This is a genomic window from Pseudonocardia sp. OZ21, assembly GCF_059359135.1.
Genome location: NZ_JCADBN010000026.1, coordinates 41,642 through 61,096 on the forward strand (window position 1 = coordinate 41,642; position 19,455 = coordinate 61,096).

Annotated in this window: 17 protein-coding genes; 11 read left to right on the top strand and 6 right to left on the bottom strand. The window is 72.0% G+C overall.

The window, feature by feature from the left end; all coding sequences use genetic code 11:
- Positions 1–26: 26 nt before the first annotated feature.
- From AC5L35_RS35085 to AC5L35_RS35100, 4 genes are all read left to right on the top strand, one after another.
- Positions 27–1,250, top strand: a complete 1,224-nt coding sequence (locus tag AC5L35_RS35085; protein ID WP_495064062.1) for a GNAT family N-acetyltransferase — start codon at positions 27–29, stop codon at positions 1,248–1,250.
- A 22-nt stretch (positions 1,251–1,272) separates the two neighbouring features.
- A complete protein-coding gene (locus AC5L35_RS35090) occupies positions 1,273–1,464 on the top strand; it encodes a hypothetical protein (protein ID WP_495064063.1) in 192 nt (63 codons plus the stop codon).
- A 73-nt stretch (positions 1,465–1,537) separates the two neighbouring features.
- Positions 1,538–2,416: a tryptophan 2,3-dioxygenase gene (locus tag AC5L35_RS35095; RefSeq protein ID WP_495064064.1), complete on the top strand. Its 879-nt coding sequence runs from the start codon at positions 1,538–1,540 to the stop codon at positions 2,414–2,416.
- Positions 2,413–3,681, top strand: coding sequence for a kynureninase (locus AC5L35_RS35100; RefSeq protein WP_495064065.1), 1,269 nt, complete (start codon positions 2,413–2,415; stop codon positions 3,679–3,681). Before AC5L35_RS35095 ends, AC5L35_RS35100 begins: the two co-directional genes overlap by 4 nt.
- Positions 3,682–4,242: 561 nt before the next feature.
- Here AC5L35_RS35100 and AC5L35_RS35105 read toward each other — a convergent pair.
- From AC5L35_RS35105 to AC5L35_RS35130, 6 genes are read right to left on the bottom strand one after another with little or no spacing between them, the layout of a single operon-like run.
- Positions 4,243–5,718, bottom strand: coding sequence for a UbiD family decarboxylase (locus AC5L35_RS35105; RefSeq protein ID WP_495064066.1), 1,476 nt, complete (start codon positions 5,716–5,718; stop codon positions 4,243–4,245).
- 13 nt (positions 5,719–5,731) lie between these two features.
- A complete protein-coding gene (locus tag AC5L35_RS35110) occupies positions 5,732–6,511 on the bottom strand; it encodes an alpha/beta fold hydrolase (protein WP_495064067.1) in 780 nt (259 codons plus the stop codon).
- Complete coding sequence (locus AC5L35_RS35115; protein ID WP_495064068.1) at positions 6,508–6,987, bottom strand: (2Fe-2S)-binding protein; 480 nt, start codon at positions 6,985–6,987, stop codon at positions 6,508–6,510. The genes AC5L35_RS35110 and AC5L35_RS35115 overlap by 4 nt, the downstream gene beginning before the upstream one ends.
- Positions 6,984–9,323, bottom strand: coding sequence for a xanthine dehydrogenase family protein molybdopterin-binding subunit (locus tag AC5L35_RS35120; RefSeq protein ID WP_495064069.1), 2,340 nt, complete (start codon positions 9,321–9,323; stop codon positions 6,984–6,986). Before AC5L35_RS35120 ends, AC5L35_RS35115 begins: the two co-directional genes overlap by 4 nt.
- Complete coding sequence (locus AC5L35_RS35125; RefSeq protein WP_495064070.1) at positions 9,280–10,227, bottom strand: FAD binding domain-containing protein; 948 nt, start codon at positions 10,225–10,227, stop codon at positions 9,280–9,282. The genes AC5L35_RS35120 and AC5L35_RS35125 overlap by 44 nt, the downstream gene beginning before the upstream one ends.
- A gap of 8 nt (positions 10,228–10,235) precedes the next feature.
- On the bottom strand, positions 10,236–10,928 hold the full coding sequence (locus AC5L35_RS35130) for an SRPBCC family protein (protein WP_495064071.1): 693 nt from the start codon (positions 10,926–10,928) through the stop codon (positions 10,236–10,238).
- 145 nt (positions 10,929–11,073) lie between these two features.
- Here AC5L35_RS35130 and AC5L35_RS35135 point away from each other — a divergent pair, with 145 nt between their 5' ends.
- The 7 genes from AC5L35_RS35135 (at position 11,074) to AC5L35_RS35165 (ending at position 19,404) form a co-directional block, all read left to right on the top strand.
- Complete coding sequence (locus AC5L35_RS35135; RefSeq protein ID WP_495064072.1) at positions 11,074–11,844, top strand: IclR family transcriptional regulator; 771 nt, start codon at positions 11,074–11,076, stop codon at positions 11,842–11,844.
- A 236-nt stretch (positions 11,845–12,080) separates the two neighbouring features.
- Positions 12,081–13,406: an MFS transporter gene (locus AC5L35_RS35140; RefSeq protein ID WP_495064073.1), complete on the top strand. Its 1,326-nt coding sequence runs from the start codon at positions 12,081–12,083 to the stop codon at positions 13,404–13,406.
- A 50-nt stretch (positions 13,407–13,456) separates the two neighbouring features.
- On the top strand, positions 13,457–14,767 hold the full coding sequence (locus tag AC5L35_RS35145) for an MFS transporter (protein WP_495064074.1): 1,311 nt from the start codon (positions 13,457–13,459) through the stop codon (positions 14,765–14,767).
- A gap of 41 nt (positions 14,768–14,808) precedes the next feature.
- A complete protein-coding gene (locus AC5L35_RS35150) occupies positions 14,809–15,339 on the top strand; it encodes a MarR family winged helix-turn-helix transcriptional regulator (protein ID WP_495064075.1) in 531 nt (176 codons plus the stop codon).
- 120 nt (positions 15,340–15,459) lie between these two features.
- Positions 15,460–16,755, top strand: coding sequence for a hemolysin family protein (locus AC5L35_RS35155; protein WP_495064076.1), 1,296 nt, complete (start codon positions 15,460–15,462; stop codon positions 16,753–16,755).
- 103 nt (positions 16,756–16,858) lie between these two features.
- Complete coding sequence (locus tag AC5L35_RS35160) at positions 16,859–17,824, top strand: TIGR03885 family FMN-dependent LLM class oxidoreductase (RefSeq protein ID WP_495064077.1); 966 nt, start codon at positions 16,859–16,861, stop codon at positions 17,822–17,824.
- Complete coding sequence (locus tag AC5L35_RS35165) at positions 17,821–19,404, top strand: alpha-amylase family protein (RefSeq protein WP_495064078.1); 1,584 nt, start codon at positions 17,821–17,823, stop codon at positions 19,402–19,404. Before AC5L35_RS35160 ends, AC5L35_RS35165 begins: the two co-directional genes overlap by 4 nt.
- The last annotated feature ends 51 nt before the right edge of the window (positions 19,405–19,455 follow it).

A 19,455-nucleotide genomic window follows, 5' to 3' on the forward strand; every position in this document is an offset into this window, starting at 1 on the left:
CCTCCCGGCCGTCACAATCACTGATCGTGCCGCATGCCGCCCCCGCCCTGCGCCGAGCCACCGCCGACGACCTCCGCGCCATCACCATCACGGACGGACGTGGGTTCGGGGTGCACTACAGCGACACCGACATCGAGGACTTCCGGCCGCTGTTCGAGCCCGACCGCTACCTGCTGGCCCAGGATCCCGAGGACGGCGCGAAGCAGGACGGCCCGATCATCGGGGTCACCGGCTCGTTCCCGTTCGACGTCACGCTGCCCGGCGGAGCCACGCTGCCCGCGCCCGGCGTCACCTGGGTCTCCGTGGCCGTCACCCACCGGCGCCGCGGCATCCTGCGCGCACTGATGGCCGAGCAGCACCGCGGGTTCGCCGCCGACGGCTCCGCTGTCTCGCTCCTCACCGCGAGCGAGGGCGCGATCTACCGCCGCTTCGGCTACGGCATCACCACCCAGCACCGTGCCATCGAGATCACGCGCCGCCGCGCCACGTTCCGTGCCGGCGCGCCCGACCCGGGCGGCGTCCGGGAGATCGACGGCAACGAGGCACGGCTGCTGTTCCCCGACATCCACCGCCGCTGGACCGCTCTCGTCCCGGGTGCACTCAGCCGCAGCGAGGCGTGGTGGGACAACCACATGCTCGACCGCGAGTCGCGGCGCGGGGGCGGCACGGCGCTGTTCCACCTGGTCCACGCCGACGGTTACGCCTCCTACCGCATCGAGCACGGCGAGCGGACCTGTCGCGTGGTGGAGCTGGTCAGCGTCACCGCGGAGGCGCACGCCGCACTGTGGCGGGTGCTGCTGGCCCTCGACCTCGTGGAGACGGTGGCGCTGTGGTCCCACCCGCTCGACGACCCGCTGGGCCACCTGCTCGCCGACCCCCGGCAGGTACGCACCACCCGCCTACGGGACGGCATGTGGGCCCGCGTCCTCGACGTACCGGCCGCGCTGTCGGCCCGCCGGTACCGCACCGAGCTCGACGTCGTCCTCGACGTGCACGACTCGTTCCTCGACCTCGGCGGCCGGTTCCGGCTCCGCGGCGGCCCGGACGGAGCCGAGTGCGAACGCGTGGCCGGGGGCGGCCCCTCGGTCGTGGTGGACATCGCGGGGCTGGGCCCGCTGCTGTTCGGCGGGGAGCGCGCCGCGACACTCGCCCGCGGCGGGCTGCTGGAGAGCGACGACCCGGTCGCGCTGCGCCACGTCGACGCCGCGTTCCTGACCGACCGCCTCCCCCAGCACGGCACGGAGTTCTGAGACCTGCCTCGACGAATGCCGCATGGCGTCACGGGCGTCGGGTAGCCCCGCGTACTACCCGATGTACGGCACGGCCCTCGCCCGGCTGGCGAAGAAGAACGGCGCCGGTGACGACCTCGTCGGGGCGCTGAAGGGGCTGCGGAAGGTCGACGCTCCGAGCGGCGTGATGAAGGAGCTCAAGGAGCATCTCGGGGGCAAGCCCGGCGGCAGCTGACGGACGGGCCGGTCCCCTCGGCGCGACAATCGACACACGGTGACCGAGCGGGGCAGGTCCTAAGGTTCCACCCATGAGCGACACCGGCGGCAGCCGCCCGCTCGAGGACGGCATCGTCCGCGAGTTCGGCGTCGACAGGTCGCGCGAGGGCCGGGTCAACCTCTCCTACGGTGCCTACCTGCACCTGGACGAGCTGCTGTCGGCCCAGCACCCCGTGAGCAGGCCGGAGCACCACGACGAGCTGCTGTTCATCGTGCAGCACCAGACGTCGGAGCTGTGGCTCAAGCTGGTGCTGCACGAGCTGTGCGCCGTGCAGGCCCAGCTGGCCGCCGACGACCTGCGGCCCGCGCTCAAGGGGCTGGCGCGGGTGAAGCACATCCAGCGCACCCTCACCGACCAGTGGTCGGTGCTCGCCACGCTCACCCCGTCCGAGTACGCGGAGTTCCGCAGCTTCCTCGGCACGTCGTCGGGGTTCCAGTCCGACCAGTACCGCGCCGTCGAGTTCGTGCTCGGCAACAAGAACGCCGAGATGCTCCAGCTCTTCGGCCACGACGAGCGGGCCCGCTCCCAGCTCGCGGAGCTGCTGGCCCGGCCCAGCGTCTACGACGAGTTCCTGCGCTACCTCGCCCGCCACGGCCACGACGTGCCGCGCGCGCTGCTGGAACGCGACGTCACGCAGCCGCACACGTTCTGCCCCGAGCTGGTGCCCGTCTTCCGTCGGATCTACGAGCACTCGCACGAGCACTGGGAGGCCTACGAGGCCTGCGAGGAGCTGGTGGACCTGGAGGAGAACTTCCAGCTCTGGCGCTTCCGTCACCTCAAGACCGTGGAACGCACGATCGGGGTGAAGCGCGGCACCGGGGGTTCCAGCGGGGTCAAGTTCCTGCGTGCGGCGCTGGAGCTCACATTCTTCCCGGAGCTGTACGCGGTGCGCACGGAGATCGGCTCATGACCGCGGACACCCTCGACCTCGCCTCGCGCGCCGCCGAACTGGACGCCGCCGACCCGCTCGCCGCCCACCGCGACCGCTTCGTCCCCACCCCCGATGTGGTGGCCTACCTCGACGGCAACTCCCTCGGCCGCCCGCTGGCCGGCACCGCCGAACGGCTCGAGCGGTTCGTCCGCGAGGAGTGGGGCGGCGGGCTCATCCGGGGATGGACCAGCGACAGGCCGGCCGGCGCGAGCTCGGCCCGGCCGTGGATGGACTGGCCCGGCCTGGTGGGCGACCGGATCGCCGCCGCCGCGCTCGGCGCGGCCCCCGGGCAGACCGTCGTCGCCGACTCCACCACCGTGCTGCTCTACAAGCTGGCGCGCGCCGCCGTCGACGCACAGGCCCTCGACGGCCGCCGCGAGATCGTCCTCGACACCGACAACTTCCCTACTGACCGGTACGTGCTGGAGGGCATCGCCGCGGAGCGCGGGTGCGTCCTGCGCTGGATCGAGCCCGACCCCGCCGAAGGGGTCACGTCCGAGCAGGTCGCGTCCGTCGTCGGGCCGGCGACCGGGCTGGTGCTGTTCAGCCACATCGCCTACCGGTCGGGGTGGCTCGCCGACGCCCCGGCGATCACCCGGATCGTCCACGACGCCGGTGGCCTGGTGCTCTGGGACCTCTGCCACTCCGCAGGCTCGGTGGAGCTGGAACTCGATGCCTGGGGCGTGGACCTCGCCGTCGGCTGCACCTACAAGTACCTCAACGGCGGCCCCGGCTCCCCCGCGTTCGGCTACGTCCGCCGCGACCTGCAGGGCATTCTCCGCCAGCCGATCCAGGGGTGGATGGGCCGCCGCGACCCCTTCCTGATGGGCCCCGGCTACGCGCCGGCCGACGGCGTCCGCGGCGTGGTCAGCGGGACACCGCCGATCCTGGCGATGGTGCCGCTGCTGTCGGCGCTGGACCAGCTCGAGGAGGCCGGGATCGCCGCCGTGCGCGCCAAGTCCGTGGCCCTCACCGAGTTCGCGCTGGAACTGGTGGACGCCTGGCTCGCGCCGTACGGCGTCGAGGTGGCCTCCCCCCGCGACCCCAGCCGCCGCGGCGGCCACGTCACGATTCGCCGGGCCGGGTTCCGCGACCTGCTCCCCCACCTCTGGGAACGCGGCGTGATCCCCGACTTCCGCGAGCCGGACGGCATCCGCCTCGGCCTCGCCCCCCTCAGCACCAGCTTCACCGAGGTCCACGCCGGACTCCGCGTGCTGCGTGACGTACTCGAACAGGGCACCTGACCCCGGACACCCGATCACTCCGAGACCCGGCTCTTCGCCCCCGGAAGGGCCAAACCGCGGATCTCGTAGCGACCAAGGCAGCAAGATCGCTGCGAGACCCGCCTTGTCGCCCCCCGAAGGGCCGAAACCCGCGTCTCACACTGATCAAGAAAACCGGCGCGGGCGACTCGCGGGCGGAATCCGGGCGACTCGCGCGCCGGGAACGGGCGACTCGCGGGGCCGAAGGGTCACGCACCGGGGACCGCGCCGCCGGCCGCATGCGGCCCCGGACCGCGGCGACCAGCAAGATTGATCCGAGACACGACGCTTCGCCCTCGGAGGGGCCAGGACCGGGATCTCGTAGCGATCAAGCAAGCAAGATCGTCGCGAGGCCCGCCTCTTCGCCCTCCGAACATCCGAAGCCCGCATCTCGCGGCGATCAAGGAGCGAGCTGGCGACTCGCGGGGCCACAGCGGGCGACTCGCGCACGGAATCCGGGCGACTCGCGCACCAGGAACGGGCGACTCGCGCGCCGGGAACGGGCGACTCGCGGGGAGGGAGCGGGCGACTCGCGGGGTGGGGTCAGGGGGTGGGGGTGGTCAGGAGGTGGCCCCATTTCTGGCGGACGCCGTGCAGGTACTCCGGGCTGCTCTCCGCGACGCGGGGGAAGTCGGCTCGGCGTTCGAAGGGGCGGCAGGCGTCGATGATCGCCCGGCTGTTGTAGGCGGGGGCGCCTTCGGGGAGCATCGGGTCGAGCTTGCTGCCCCAGCCGTAGCGCATCGTCTCGATGTCGCGTTCCGGGTCGCTGCGGGTGGACATGGCCCAGATGACCTGTTCCAGGTCGGAGGGGTCGATGTCGTCGTCGACCACCACCACGTACCGGTTCATGTAGGCGGCGGCGGGGCACTGGGCGGCGAGGTGGGCGACCTGGCGGGCATGACCCGGGTAGCGCTGCTCCAGCGACACCGCGACGAACAGCCGGCCGCCCCCGGACTCGTGCGCCCAGGCGGCCGTGACGCCCGGCACGCCCATGGCCACCAGCTCGTCGTGGATCATCGCCGACTTCATGACGGTGCGCATGTACGAGTAGTCGTGCGGCGGGCGGCCGGGGGGCGCTCCGAGCAGGATCGGGTCGTCGCGGTGGTAGAGCCGGGTGATCGAGAGGTTCAGGCAGGGGCGGCGCCGTCCCGAGTAGTAGCCGGTCCACTCCCCGAACGGCCCCTCCTCGCGCATGTTGTCGGGCGTGAGCCAGCCCTCGACGGCGATCTCGCTGCCTGCCGGGATCGGCAGGCCGGTGTCCGGGGCGATCACCACCGGGACCCGCTGCCCGAGCACCGCGCCCGCGTACTCCAGTTCGGACACGCCGCCCGGCACCTCGGTGCCGCCGAGCGCCAGCAGCAGCGGGTCGTGCCCGAACGAGACGGTCACGGGTGCGCGTCCCTCGCGCGCGATCCACCGCTCGATGTTCTGCGCGCCGTGCTTGCCCGGGACGGCCGCGATCGTGGTGCTGCGGCCGTCGTCCTGCACCTCCATCCGGTAGCACCCGCCGTTGTGCACGCCGGTCTCCGGGTTGCTCGTGACCACGAAGCAGCCGGTGCCGATGAACCGGCCGCCGTCGTGCTCGTGCCAGCGCGGCACCGGGAACTTCAGCAGGTCGACCTCGTCGCCCGGCACCTCGTTCGCGAGCAGCGGCGCCGTGTCGACGGGCTCGACCGGGAAGTCGGTGGCGGCCGCGGCCCAGCGCGAGGGCTTGCCGCGCAGCGCGTCCACCAGGGCCGCGTCGTCGAGGTCGTCGCCCAGGCGCAGGGTGGCGCCGAAGCGACGGGACGACCCGGTGCTCCCGGTGAGCACCCGCATGCCGGCGGGGTAGCCGGTGATCTCGTCGAACAGCACGGCCGGCGGATGCGGCAGGTGGTAGCTGACCTCGGCGATCCCGCCCAGCTCGAGGTCCCAGTGGGCACCGCGGACGTGCCGCAGCTCGCCCATCTTCTCGACGGCGTCGATGTGGCTGCGCAGGCTCAGCAGCGGTTCGTCACCGGGCGGGGTGGATGTCGTCATGCCGGTGCGCTCCTCAGGAGTCCAGGTGCTTCTCGACGAGCGGCCAGAGGTCCGGTCGCTCGATCAGGCTGAGGTGCCGCGTGTTGTCCAGCACCTCGAGGCGGGCGTCCGGGATGCCGGCCGCCAGGACCTGCGCCATCGCAGGTGGCGTCGCGTAGTCGTCGCGTCCCACCAGCACCAGGGTCGGGGCCTGGATGTCGCCCAGCCCGGCCTCCGCCTCCAGTCCGGCGAACGCGTGGCACGCCGCGGCGTGGGCCCGCGAGTCGGTGGCCACGAAGATGTCGGACACCCGGCGCACCTCGTCCGGGTGCGCCTCCACGAAGGACGGCGAGAACCAGCGGTCGACCTGGAAGGCCACCTGCTTCTCCCGCGGCACACCCACGGCCTTCTCGGCGCGCTCGATCCACTGCGCCGCCCGGTCCGGGCCGTAGTCGGCGGTGGTGTCGGCCAGCACCAGGCGCGCGACGAGGTCGGGACGGCGCTGGGCGAGGACGATCGCGGTGCTGCCGCCCATGGACAGGCCGACCACGTCGACCGGACCCTCGGCCACGGCCTCGATGATCGCGGCCACGTCGTCGGCGAGGTCGGCGATGCCGAACGGGCCGCCGTCCCAGCCGGAGCCGCCGTGCCCGCGGGCGTCCGGGGCGAGCACCCGGCGGTTCGCGGCCATCGTCGCGGCCATCGGGTCCCACACCCGTCCCGACAGCGCCAGCGCGTGCAGAGCCACGAGGGGGCGACCGGAGTCTCCCGTTGCGGTGATCTCGAACGTGCCCCGCGCGGTGTCGACCCTCATGCCGACCGCCGCTCGTTCTCGGCCTGCCTGCGGCGGGCGGTGGCCTCGATCGCGGTGCAGATCTCCTGGTAGGTGCCGCAGCGGCAGATGTTGCCCTCCAGGTGCGCCGCGATCTCCTCGCGGGTCGGGGCCGGGTTCTGCGCCAGCAGTTCGTGCCCCATCAGCACGAACCCGGGGATGCAGTAGCCGCACTGCATCGCGCCTGCCGCGACGAACTCCTCGACGACGTCGTCGTCCTCCGCCAGCCCGTCGGCGGTGGTGAGCGGCACCCCGTCGTAACGGATCGCGCGGGCCAGGCAGCTGCTCACGCTGTGGTCCTCCGCCAGCACCGTGCACGCCCCGCAGGCCCCGACGCCGCAGCCCTCGCGGACGCTGGTGATGCCGAGGCTGCGCAGCACCTCCAGCAGCAGGTCGTCGTCCGCGACCGCGACGCGGTGGCGCACCCCGTTCACGGTCATCTGCACATCCGTGGTCATGCCCCGGCCTCCTGCTCGGCGAGTGCGGTGAGGATCCGTTCCGGCGTGAGCGGCAGCCGGGGGAAACGGATGCCGATGGCGTCGCGCACCGCGTTCGCCACCGCGGGGGCGAGCGGGATGATCGTGGTCTCGCCGACGCCCTTGGCGCCGTACGGCCCGCTGCGGTGCGGGCTCTCCACGATGATCGGCGTGATCTTGTCGGGCACGTCGAGCACGGAGGGCAGCTGGTAGTCGAGCAGGGTGCCGTTCACGATCTGGCCCTCGTCGAACACCATCTGGTCGAACAGCGCGTGGCCGACACCCATGATCGCCGCCCCGGTGAGCTGCTGCTCCACCAGCTTCGGGTTGATCGCCCGGCCGACGTCGCCGGCCACGGCGAGGTGCTCGACGTGCACCCGGCCGGTGGCGGTGTCGACCGTGAGCTGCACGGCCACCGCACCGGCGAACCAGTGCTCGGTGACCCGCTCGGACTGGCCGGTCTCGTGGTCGTAGGGCACCCAGGAGGTGGTGAAGTTGGCCTCGGTGGTGAGGGTGGTGCCCCGCGCGCCGAAGTGCCCGTGGAGCAGTTCGGGGATCGACACCTTCTGCTGGTTCTCGGCGCTGACCAGGCCGTCCCCGGTCAGCTTGACGTCGGTGACGGCCACGCCGAAGCGCTCGGCTGCCAGGTCGAGCAGCTTGTCGCGCATGGACTCCGCGGCCCGGCGCACCGCGTTGCCGGTGTGGTAGGTGGACCGGCTGCCCGCGGTGATCGTGTCGTAGGGGGTGACGTCGGTGTCCGCCGCCACCACCCGGACCTGTCCCTCGCCGAGGCACAGTGCCTCGGCGGCGATCTGGGCCATGATCGTGTCGCTGCCCTGCCCCATGTCCACGGTGCTGATCAGCAGGGTGGCCGAGGCGTCCTGGTTGAGCTGGAGCACCGCGTTGGCGATCGTCGGGGTCAGCACGGCCTTGACGCCGACGGCGACGCCGCGGCCCCGGCGCAGCCGCCCCTCCTCACGCTGGAGCGGGGCGTCCCAGCCGATCGCCTCGGTCACGGCGTCCAGGCAGCCCGCGAAGTCGGCGCTGTGCATCGGCGTGCCGACCGGTGCGACGTCGCCCTCGCGGAGCAGGTTGCGCCGCCGGAACTCCGCCGGGTCGACGCCGCAGCTCCGGGCGAGCTCGTCCACGAGCGACTCGTGCGACCAGGTCACCTGCGGCACCCCGAAGCCGCGGAACGGGCCCGCCGACGGCTTGTTGGTGTAGACGCAGCGCGAGCGGACGTCCACGTTCTCCACGCGGTACGGCCCGGTGGCCACCATCCCGGACTTGGCGGTGATCCGCGGGCCCACGTCGGCGTACGCCCCGGTGTCGTAGCGCACGTCGGCGGTGGCCGCGACGATGCGGCCGTCCTTGTCGGCGGTCATGCTGCCGGTCACCGCGGCGCCGTGGCGGGTGGTGAGCAGGAACGCCTCCTCGCGGGAGGCCGTGATCCGCACGGCGGTGCGCTGCGTCCAGGCGAGCACGGCGGCCAGCGGCTCGAGCCGGTCGTACATCTTGGCGCCGAAGCTGCCGCCCAGCGGCGCACTCCGCACCCGGACCGCGTTCAGCGGGATGCCGAGCAGGTCGGCCACCGACTGCCGGACGTAGGACGGGGTCTGCGTCGCGGAGAGGATCTCGAGCCGGTCCCCGTCCCGCCACGCGGCGGTGAACGGCAGCTCGATCGGCACGTGGTGCGTCGGCGGGCACCAGAACTCCTCGTGCACCGTGCGGCCGCCCTCGACCGCGGCCGCCTCGGCCACGTCGCCCCGGCGCAGGGTGTACTCGTAGTTGACGTTGGTGTCGCGCTTGCCGCGCAGGTGCTTCAGGTCGCCGAAGACCACCGACGGGCGCAGGACATCGTGCACGTAGGGGGCACCGGCGACGGCGACGTCCACGTCGTGCACCGGCTCCAGCTCGGTGTAGTCGACCTCGATCTCGTCGGCGGCCATCCGCGCCGGGGCGAGCCCCCGCGCGAGCACCGCGGCCACGGGCTCACCGATGTAGCGCACCCGGTCCACCGCGAGGCAGGGCTGGTCGGAGAAAGCCGGGCCCGTCATCAACGCGTTCCCGAAGAGCTTGTAGAGCTCCGCTCCGGTGACCACCGCGACCACGCCGTCCACCGCCATGGCCCGCTCGGTGTCCACCGAACCGATCAGCGCGTGGGGCCGGGTGCTGCGGTGCACCACGACGTCGAGGCACGGGCGCAGCGGCTGGTCGGCTGCGTAGAGCAGCTCCCCACGCACCTTCGCCCGCGCATCGGTGCGCGCCCACCGTTCACCGACTGCGCCACCAGCGGCGACGCGAGTTTCGCCGAGCATCCGAGTCCTCCTTTCCTGTGGACCTGCCGGCGGCATCGGCATCGGTGCCGCCCGTCGAACCCCAGGCCGCTCGAATCGAGTCCTCGACCGCGACGAGGCCGAGGCGTCGTTTGAAATCCGCTCCCCCGCGGATGTCGGGGATGGGGTCGATCGCGGGACCCGCGGCCTCCTGGCCCAGCCGCACGGCATCGGCCACCCCGGCGTCACTCGGCACGTCGACGCTCACGTACTTCGGCACCTCGGCCAGCGCGCCGAGTCCGAGCCGGAGCTCTCGCTGCCCTCGCACCGGTGACGTCACCAGCGCGGCCGCCGAGGCGCACGGCCAGTCGTTGACCGACTGGCTGCTCAGCTTCGTGAACCCGGACGACGACCCGGTCTGGGCGGGGATCTCCACCGCGGTCACCAGCTCACCGGGCGCCACGGCCGTCTCCTGGAAGGCGACGAAGAAGTCGCGCACCGGGACGTGCCGCACGCCGGCACTGCTGCGGAGCTCCACGCGGGCACCCAGCACCATCAGCGCGGTGGGCGGGTCGAGCCGGTAGTCGCCGTGGGCGAGGTTCCCCCCGACGCTCGCGGTGTTGCGCACCCTCGGGTTGGCCACGTGGCCGTAGACCTGGGCCGCCAGCGGCACCACCCGGCGCACCACCGGGTCGGTCTCCATCCGGCGCAGGCTCACCATGGCGCCCACCCGCAGGCCGGTGTCGGTGCGCTCGATCCCGTCCAGGTCGGGCACCAGGGAGAGGTCGACCAGGTCGGAGGCGAACAGGACACCCTGTTTGATGAGGATCTGCACCGCGGTGCCGCCGCCGTAGACCATCGCATCGTCCAGGCTCGCCAGCAGCGCGCAGGCCTCGTCGAGCGTGCCCGGGCGGTGCAGCGTGGGCGCCCCGAGAGGCGCTGCCATCCCTGCCGTCATCGCCTGGCCGCCGCGGTCCGGCCGGTTAGGAGCGCCAGCAGGCGCCGCCACCACGGCAGCCGGCGCGTGGTCGCGGCCCGGGGCGCGGTCGTCGGCACGGGCTCCGCCTGCACCGACATCTCCGGCACCGGGTTGTCCGGCACCGGCTTCTCCGGGACGGTCACGGGCGCAGCCGCGCGACGACCCGTACCCGTACCCGCGAGCAGCTCGCGCACCGCGCTGTTCTCCGGCCCCGGCGGCCCGGCGGCGCACACCCGGGAGAAGTCCGCCGCGAACTGGCGCTCCACCTCCTCGGTGCGGCGCCGCACGATCGACTCGCCGAGCCGGCCGATCTTGCCCCAGAGCGCGACGTCGAGACCGAACTCCACGCACGACCGGTCGGCTGCGCCGTCCTCGCGGACCGACAGGTCCGCCTCGATCTTGATCGTGCTGCCCAGCCTGCGGTCCTCGCCGCGCAGAGTGGCCCGTACCCGCCCCGGGCCGGACAGCTCCGTGATCTCGGCCGTGAAGCCGGCGCTGAACCGGACATGCGCGACCTCGTTCACCAGCCGGCCCCGGTAGTGCGTGTCGTCGACCTTCACCAGCTCCTGGCAGCCCGGGACGCAGGCTTGCATCGAGTCCGGATCCAGGAAGTGCGTGAACACACGCTCCGGGGCAGCGGGCACCCAGAACGAGGAACTCAGCTTCATAGCATGACCACCATACTGGACTAGTTATCTCCTATGCAGGACACTAGGCAGGGCTCGGGACGGGCGTCAACCCGACCACCGCCCGGCCGGAACGCCTCGGCTACCGTCTGGTCGCGCAGCGTGTACGGAGAGACAGGGGAGCGTGATGGCGAGCGATGTGCCCGCGGTCATGAACGCCGTGCGACTGCTGGAGCGGATCGCCCGCGACTGGCCCGAACCCGTCCCCTCGGGGGTGCTGATCGAGGATCTCGAGCTCAACCGCAGCACCTGCTACAACATCCTCGGCACCCTGCAACGGGCCGGCTGGGCCGCCACCAGGGGCGACCGCGCAGGCTGGTGGCTCGGCCCGCGCCTGCTGGCCATGGTCGACACCTCCCAGGACTGGACGCGCGAGGTCGTCCAGCAGGAGCTCGACGACCTCAGCAAGCGGCTGGGCTACCTCACCTTCGCGGTGCGCAGGCACGGCTCCTCCGAGTACGCGGTGCTGGCCAAGGCCGACCGGGCACAGGGCGTGCGGATCACCGTCGGCCTGGGCGACACCTTCGCGTTCTCCGCGCCGGCGATCATGCGCGCCTTCGTCGCCTGGTCCGACCCCACCGAGGTGGACCGGCTCATCGACAAGTACGGGCTCACCGCCTTCACCCCGGAGACCGTCGTCGACCGCGACGCGCTGCGCGGCGTGCTCGCCGAGACCCGGGAGCGCGGCTACGGCGTCAGCATCCGCGAGTACGACCTCGGACAGTCCGGCGTCTCCGCCCCCGTCTTCGACGAGCGGGGCCGGGTGAGCATGGTGCTGTGCTCGCTGGCGTTCTCCTCCGAGCTCGACGAGCCGGCCGCCGCACGGGCCGGGGAACTGATCCGCGAGTGCGCGCAGCGCATCACGGAACGCACCGGCGGCACCCTCCCCCCCACGTAACCCAACGCCCCCCGCCGGGCCCCGGGACGAAGTTCAGGAAAGCCACTTTCAGGCCCGCAGAGGGCAGGAAAGTGGCTTTCCTGAACTTCCGGGCGCCCCCACATCGGCCACGCGCGGCGCCTTGACGGCACATCTCGCTCTGCCATAGCGTCCGGCACCGGATCAGATGTCCTGCATATAGGACAACTCGTCCAGCGGGCAGGCTCATCGCCGCCGGACGACGGAGGAGGACCTCGGTGCACGACATCGCTGTCGCACGGAATTCCTGGCGCAGCGGCCTCGACCGCTCCCAGTGGCGTTCGCTGATCGCAGCGAACCTCGGTTGGTTGTTCGACGGGTTCGAGACCTACGCGCTCATCCTCACCGCGAGCACGGTGCTGCACCGGCTCGCACCCGGAGTGCCCGCCGGCTCGCTCGCGTTCCTCACCGGGGCCACCATCGCGGTGACGCTGCTGGGCTGGGGCATGGGCGGCATCCTCGGCGGCGTCTTCGCCGACTACTTCGGCAGGCGGCGCACGCTGATCACGGCGATCGTGCTCTACGCGGCGTTCACGGGGCTCAGCGCGCTGTCGTGGTCGTGGGAGTCGTTCCTGGTGCTGCGCTTCATCACCGGGTTCGCCCTCGGCTCGGAGTGGGGCACCGGGACGTCGCTGGTGGCGGAGATGTGGCCGAGCAGCGCCAGGGCGAAGGCGGCCGGCCTGATGCAGTGCGGCCTCGGGCTCGGCTTCTTCATCGCCTCGGCCTGCTGGTTCTTCATCGCCCCGCTGGGGCCCGACTCCTGGCGCCTGATGTTCCTGATAGGCGTGCTGCCCGCGCTGTTCGCGCTCTGGCTGCGCCGAACGGTGCCGGAGTCGGAGCAGTGGACCAAGGCCCACCGCCGCCGCGCGGAACTGCGCGAGCGTGGCCCCGGCCGGCTGACCGAGAGCGAGCAGGCCTACACCCGCCTGACCCTGCGCCAGATCTTCGCCGACCCGAAGCTGCGACGCCTCACGATCCTCGGCTCGATCATGTCGCTGGTGACCACGCTGGGCTGGTGGGGCATCTCCACCTGGGTGCCGCTCTACGTCTCCGACGTCGCGGTGAAGGCCGGGCACAGCGCGTCCAGCTGGGCCAGCCTCGCCGGCATGATCTACAACATCGGCGCGATCGCCGGGTACGTGGCGTTCGGCTTCCTCGCCGACCGCTACGGCCGCAAGCCCACGGTCCTGCTGTACTTCGCGGGGTCGCTGGTGCTCACCCCGGTGCTGTTCCTCTGGACCCACGACCTGCGGCTGATCGTGGTCGTCCTCGTCGTGAACGGGTTCTTCACCCTCGGCCAGTACACCTGGATGCCCGTCTGGCTCCCCGAGTTCTACCCCACGCACCTGCGCGCGACGGGTTCGGCGTTCGTCTTCAACGCCGCCCGCTTCGTCGCGTTCCTGGGACCGCTGCTCTCCGGCGCGATCATCTCGAAGCTCGGCGGCTACGGGATCGCCGCCACCGTGGTCGGGCTGATCTACATCGTCGGTCTGATCACCGCCCCGTTCTGCCCCGAGACCCGGGGACGCCCGCTGCCGGAGTGAGCACTCCCCGGCCCTGCCGCACCCCCACCACATCCGTGCAGAGGAAGTCGATGTCGACAGTCAGCAGGGCCGCGTCCCCAGCCGAGGCCCGCTCGCTCCGCCAGGGAGCCGGACGCGTTCTCGTGTTCGCGTTCCTCGGCACCTTGTTCGACGGCGCCGAGCTGAACCTCGTGGGCTACCCGATGGCCTACATCGCCGGCAGCCTGCACGTCAGCACCATCCAGATCGTGCAGGTCACGACGTTGCAGGGGTTCGCGTCCATCCTCGGCGGCCTCGTGTGCGGCTGGCTGGGCGACCGCTTCGGCAGGCGCTGGACCTACACCGGCTCGGTGCTGATCTTCGGCGTGGCGGCGGTGCTCGGCGGCCTCGCCCCCACCTACGGGCTGTTCCTGGTCACCCGGCTGATCGCCGGCGTCGGCATGGGCGGGTTGTTCGGGCTGGCCTACTCGATGTTCACGGAGAGCTGGAAGACCAGCAGGCGCGGCGCCATGGGCGGCTCGATCCAGTCCATGTACTTCGCCGGTCAGATCGTCACCGAGGGCATCGTCTACTTCTGCACGGTCCGCTTCGGCGAGGCCGAGGGCTGGCGCGGCGGCTACATCGTGATCGGCGTCGTGACGCTGGTGATCGGGCTGCTGGCCGCCCTGACCCTGCCCGAGTCGGAGCAGTGGCGCCACTACCGCAGCGAGCTCGCGGCCGGGCGGGTGCCCGAGCGGATGCGCCCGGCCAAGGTCCCGCTGAGCGACCTGTTCCGTCGCGAGCACGTCCGCGGCACCGTGCTGTTCATCGTGCTGGCCAGCGCGATGTTCATCAGCACCAACTCGCTCATCTCCTACCTCACCACGTTCCTGGTGCAGGTCGAGAAGGTGCCGCTCGGCACGGCCAGCCTGATCGTGCTCTTCGGGCTGGTGATCACGGCCATCACCTACCCGCTCACCGGCGCGCTCTCCGACGCCATCAGCCGCAGGTCCGCGTTCTTCGTGTCCGTGCTCGTCGGTGTGGTCGGATTCGGCTGGCTGCTGCTGCTGGTGACCACCGGCTCGGCGCACGTGACGGTCCACTTCTGGACCGACCAGACCTTCTGGGCCGTCATGCTGTGCGCGGCGGGCAGCGGCGGGTTCGGCGTGCTCGGGGTGTGGATGGCCGAGTTCTTCCCCACCCGCATCCGGTCGGCCGGCTCCAACACCAGCTACTACGCGGGGCGCGGCGTCGGCGCCGGCCTGTTCCCGCTGGCGGCGCTCAGCATCGGCGGCTCCGTGCCGGTGGCCCTCGCGCTCGGCGTGGTCGGGCCGGTCCTCGGTGCGATCTTCGCGCTGGCCGTGCCCGACCGCACCGGACGCACCATCGTCGCCGTCGAATGAGCCCGGACTGTGGACCGCAACCGGCCGCATACGCTGCCCGTGTGTCCGACCCTTCATCCGACGTGGACTACTGGTCGTTCGTCAATGTCGCGGTGGAGCGCACCGTGCGCGCCCTGCCCACAGTGGACGCGCACGCGATGCGGCTGGTCCTGAGCCTCTACCGCGCGTCGAACGCGATGGTCTACGACCTCGAGTCGGCGGTGCATCGGCCCCACGGCTGGTCGTGGGCCGGGTTCCGGGTGCTGTTCGTGCTGTGGGTGGGCGGCCCGCTGGAGTCCAAGCGCGTCGCCCAGCTGGCGGGGATGAGCCGGGCGGCGGTGTCGGCGCTGGTCAACACCCTCGAACGCGACGACCTGGTGACGCGACGCAAGGCGGGACACGACCGGCGGGCCACGGAACTGTCGCTCACCGCCACCGGCGAGGAGGTGTTCGTCGCCGCCTTCGCCGCCCACAACGAGCGGGAGCAGAGGTGGGCGTCCGCCCTGTCCGACGAGGAGGCCACCCAGCTCACCTCACTGCTGGAGAAGCTGATGGCGAGTCCGACCGCGGCCGCGGCGAACCGCCGCCGCTGACGCCACCCACCCGCGAGTCGCCCGCTCCCGCCCCGCGAGTCGCCCTCTTCGGGTGCGCGAGTCGCCCCTCCTGACGCCCGGGCCGAATCCCGCCGATGACCTACTGGGAAAATCGCGGCCGTGAACGACATCCTGTTCAGCCTGGGCCTCGTCCTGCTGTTCGTGCTGATCGGCGGGTTCTTCTCGGCGTCGGAGATGGCGCTGGTCACGCTGCGCGACGCCCAGGTGCGTCGCATGGCGGAGCAGGACCGGCGGGGCGCGCGGGTCGCGCACCTGCGCGAGGACTCCAACCGGTTCCTGTCCGCGGTGCAGATCGGTGTGACGCTGGCCGGGTTCTTCTCCGCGGCGTACGGCGGTTCGACGCTGTCCGAGCCGCTCGCGGGCGTGCTGAGCGGATGGGGGCTGCCTGCGGGTGTCGCGGGCTCGATCGCGTTCATCGTCGTCACCATCGCGATCTCCTACCTCTCGCTCGTCCTCGGTGAGCTGGCCCCGAAGCGTCTTGCGCTGCAGCGGCCGGAGGTCATCGCCCGCGGCGTCGCCCCCGTCCTCGACCGCGTGGCCAGGTTGAGCCGGCCGTTGATCTGGGTCCTCGGTGTCTCCACCGACGCCGTCGTCCGCCTGCTCGGCCTGGATCCGAAGGCGAGCGACGACGACGTGAGCGCCGAGGAACTGCGCGACATGGTCAGCACGCACCGCAGCCTCGGTCAGGAGGAGCGGCGTGTTCTCGGCGACGTCTTCGCCGCGGCCGACCGCTCGGTCGGGACCGTGATGGTGCCCCGTACGGAGGTCGACTTCCTCGAGGCCGACTCGACCGTGGCCGACGCGGCAGCCGCCGTGCTGCGCGGCACCCACTCCCGCTACCCCGTGATCGGCGTGGACGCGGACGAGGTGGTGGGCGTCGTGCACGTCCGCGATCTGCTCACGGTGCTGCACACCGAGTCCGACGCGGAGGACCGGACGCTGCGCAGGCTCGCCCGGCCCGTGCCCCTGCTCCCGAACGGGAAACGGCTGTTCGAGGCGCTCCCGGAGCTTCGCGCCCGGCGCGCGCACCTGGCCGTCGTCGTGGACGAGTACGGCGGCACGGCGGGGATCGTCACCATGGAGGACATCCTCGAGCAGCTGGTGGGCGAGATCGAGGACGAGTACGACCCGCAGCGCAGTCCCGGCGCGGACGAGTCGGAGCTCGACGGGCTGCTGCACCGCGAGGAGGTGGCCGACCAGACGGGGGTGCAACTGCCGGCCGGCCCCTACGAGACGCTCGGCGGGTTCGTGCAGACCCGGCTGGGCCGGGTGCCACGGGCGGGCGACGGGGTGCGCCTCGGGGCCCACCGGTTCACGGTGACCGAGATGGACGGGAGGCGGGTGGCGCGGGTCCGCGTGGACGAAGTGACCCCGCAGCCGGGCCCGCCCGCCTGAGCGTCCCGCGATCACACCACCGCTGACCTGCGGCGATCAACATAGTGACGGAACCGGACGAACTGGGCGATTCCGCAGGCGGGTTCGGCGGGTAGAGAACGTCATGACGCTTTTCGGCTTCCATGCTTCACACGAGCAGATACATCCGAGTGTCCTGTTGGCCGCGGTGCGCCGCGCCGAGGAAGCCGGGTTCGACGCGGCGATGTCGTCGGACCACATCTCGCCGTGGAGCGCCCGTCAAGGTCAGTCCGCGTTCGCCTGGTCCTGGCTCGGAGCCGCACTGCAGGCCACCTCGCTGCCGTTCGGTGTGGTCAACGCGCCGGGGCAGCGCTACCACCCGGCGATCATCGCGCAGGCCATCGGCACGCTCGGTGCGATGTACCCGGGCCGGTTCTGGGCGGCGCTGGGCACCGGCGAGGCCAGCAACGAGCACATCACCGGCGACGACTGGCCGCGCAAGGACGTCCGCAACGCCCGCCTGCGCGAGTGCGTAGACGTGATCCGGGCGCTCCTGAACGGCGAGGAGGTGAGCCACGACGGGCTCGTCACCGTCGACCGGGCCCGTATCTGGACCCTGCCCGATGAGCCGCCACCCCTGGTCGGCGCCGCGGTGAGCGTGGCCACCGCACGCTGGTGCGCGGAGTGGGCCGACGGCCTGATCACGATCAACCAGCCGGTCGAGACGCTGCGCGAGATCGTCGCCGCCTACCGGGACGCGGGCGGGCGCGGCCGGCTGCACCTGCAGGTCCACCTCTGCTGGGACCCCGACGAGCAGGCCGCCGAGGCGATCGCCATGGACCAGTGGCGCAGCAACGTCTTCCCGCCCCCTGCCTGCTGGGACATCGACTCGGCCGAGGTGTTCGACGCCGTCTCCGAGCACGTCCCGCTGGAACTGGTGCGCAAGTCGGTGCACATCGGAAGCGACCTCGGACGGCACACCGCGCAGCTCGCGGAGTACGCGGCACTGGGCTTCGACGAGATCGCGCTGCACCACGTCGGCCAGGAGCAGGACGCGTTCCTGGACGCGTTCGGCGCCAAGGTCCTCCCCCAGCTCCGGGAGGCCGTGTGAAACTCACGCGCACCTCGGACCTGTGGTGGAAGAACGCCGTCATCTACTGCCTCGACATCGAGACCTACGCCGACGGCAACGGTGACGGCTGCGGCGACATCCGCGGCCTCATCCAGAAGATCGACCACCTCGACCGGCTCGGCGTCACCTGCCTGTGGCTCATGCCGTTCTTCCCCACGCCCGACCGGGACGACGGCTACGACATCACCGACTTCTACGGCGTCGACGAACGGCTCGGCTCCCTCGGCGACATGGTGGAGCTGATCCGCACCGCCCGGGACCGCGGCATGCGGGTGATCGCCGACCTCGTCGTCAACCACACCTCGGCGCAGCACCCCTGGTTCCAGAGTGCCCGCAGCAGCCCCGACTCGCCCTACCGCAACTGGTACGTCTGGCAGGACAAGCCGCCGGCCGACGGTCCGCAGGGCGTCGTGTTCCCCGACCAGGAGACGAGCCTCTGGGAGTACGACCGGAAGGCCAAGCAGTACTACCTGCACCGGTTCTACAAGCACCAGCCCGACCTCGACGTGGCCAACCCGGAGGTCCGTGACGAGATCGCCCGGATCATGGGCTTCTGGATGGAGCTCGGGCTGTCCGGCTTCCGCGTCGACGCCGTCCCGTTCCTGCTGGAGACCGACGGCCTGGCCGACGCGGGGTCGCTCCCCGACCCGCACGACTACCTCGCCGACCTCAGCGCGTTCCTGCGCAGGCGCAACGGCGAGTCCGTGCTGCTCGGCGAGGTCAACCTGCCGTACCCGGACACGATGCCGTTCTTCGGCGCGAACGACGGCGGCGGTTCCACCGACGAGCTCACGATGTGCTTCGACTTCATCGGCATGCAGCAGATGTACCTCGCCCTGGCGCGGGCCGACGCCGAGCCGCTCGCCGAGGCGCTGCGGCACCGGCCCGACCCGCCCGAGGACGGCCACTGGGCCACGTTCGTGCGCAACCACGACGAGCTGACGCTCGACAAGCTCACCGACGCCCAGCGCAAGGAGGTCTTCGACGCCTTCGGGCCCGACGAGGACATGCAGCTCTACGGCCGCGGCCTGCGCCGGCGCCTGCCGCCGATGCTCGACGGGGACCAGCGACGGATCCGGATGGTCTACAGCCTGCTGTTCTCCCTGCCGGGCACGCCGGTGCTCTACTACGGCGAGGAGATCGGCATGGGCGAGGACCTGAGCCTGCCCGGCCGGTTCGCGGTGCGCTCGGACATGGACTGGGCGGCGGTGCAGGAACAGCGACCCGATCCCGACTCGCTGCTGTCCTGGATGCGGCTGCTCGTCGACAGCTACCGGGCCTGCCCGGAGTTGGCGTGGGGCACCTGCACGGTGCTCGACCCGGGCTCGGACGCCCGGCCGGTGTTCGCGCACAGCTGCGGCACCGACGGCACCACGGTCGTGGCGCTGCACAACTTCGCCGACGCCGAGATCGACGCCGCACCGGTGGTGCCGGGGCTCGCCGGAGCGGAGCTGGTGGACGTCCTCGATCCGCGCCAGGACCCGGTGAAGGTCGGGGACGACGGGACGATCGCGGTGACGTTGCCGCCCTACGGGTGCCGCTGGCTGCGCTGCGGGTAGCCGTGGCCGGGACAGCCGCGGACGCGGCCGTCCCGGCGTCCGTGACCCGGG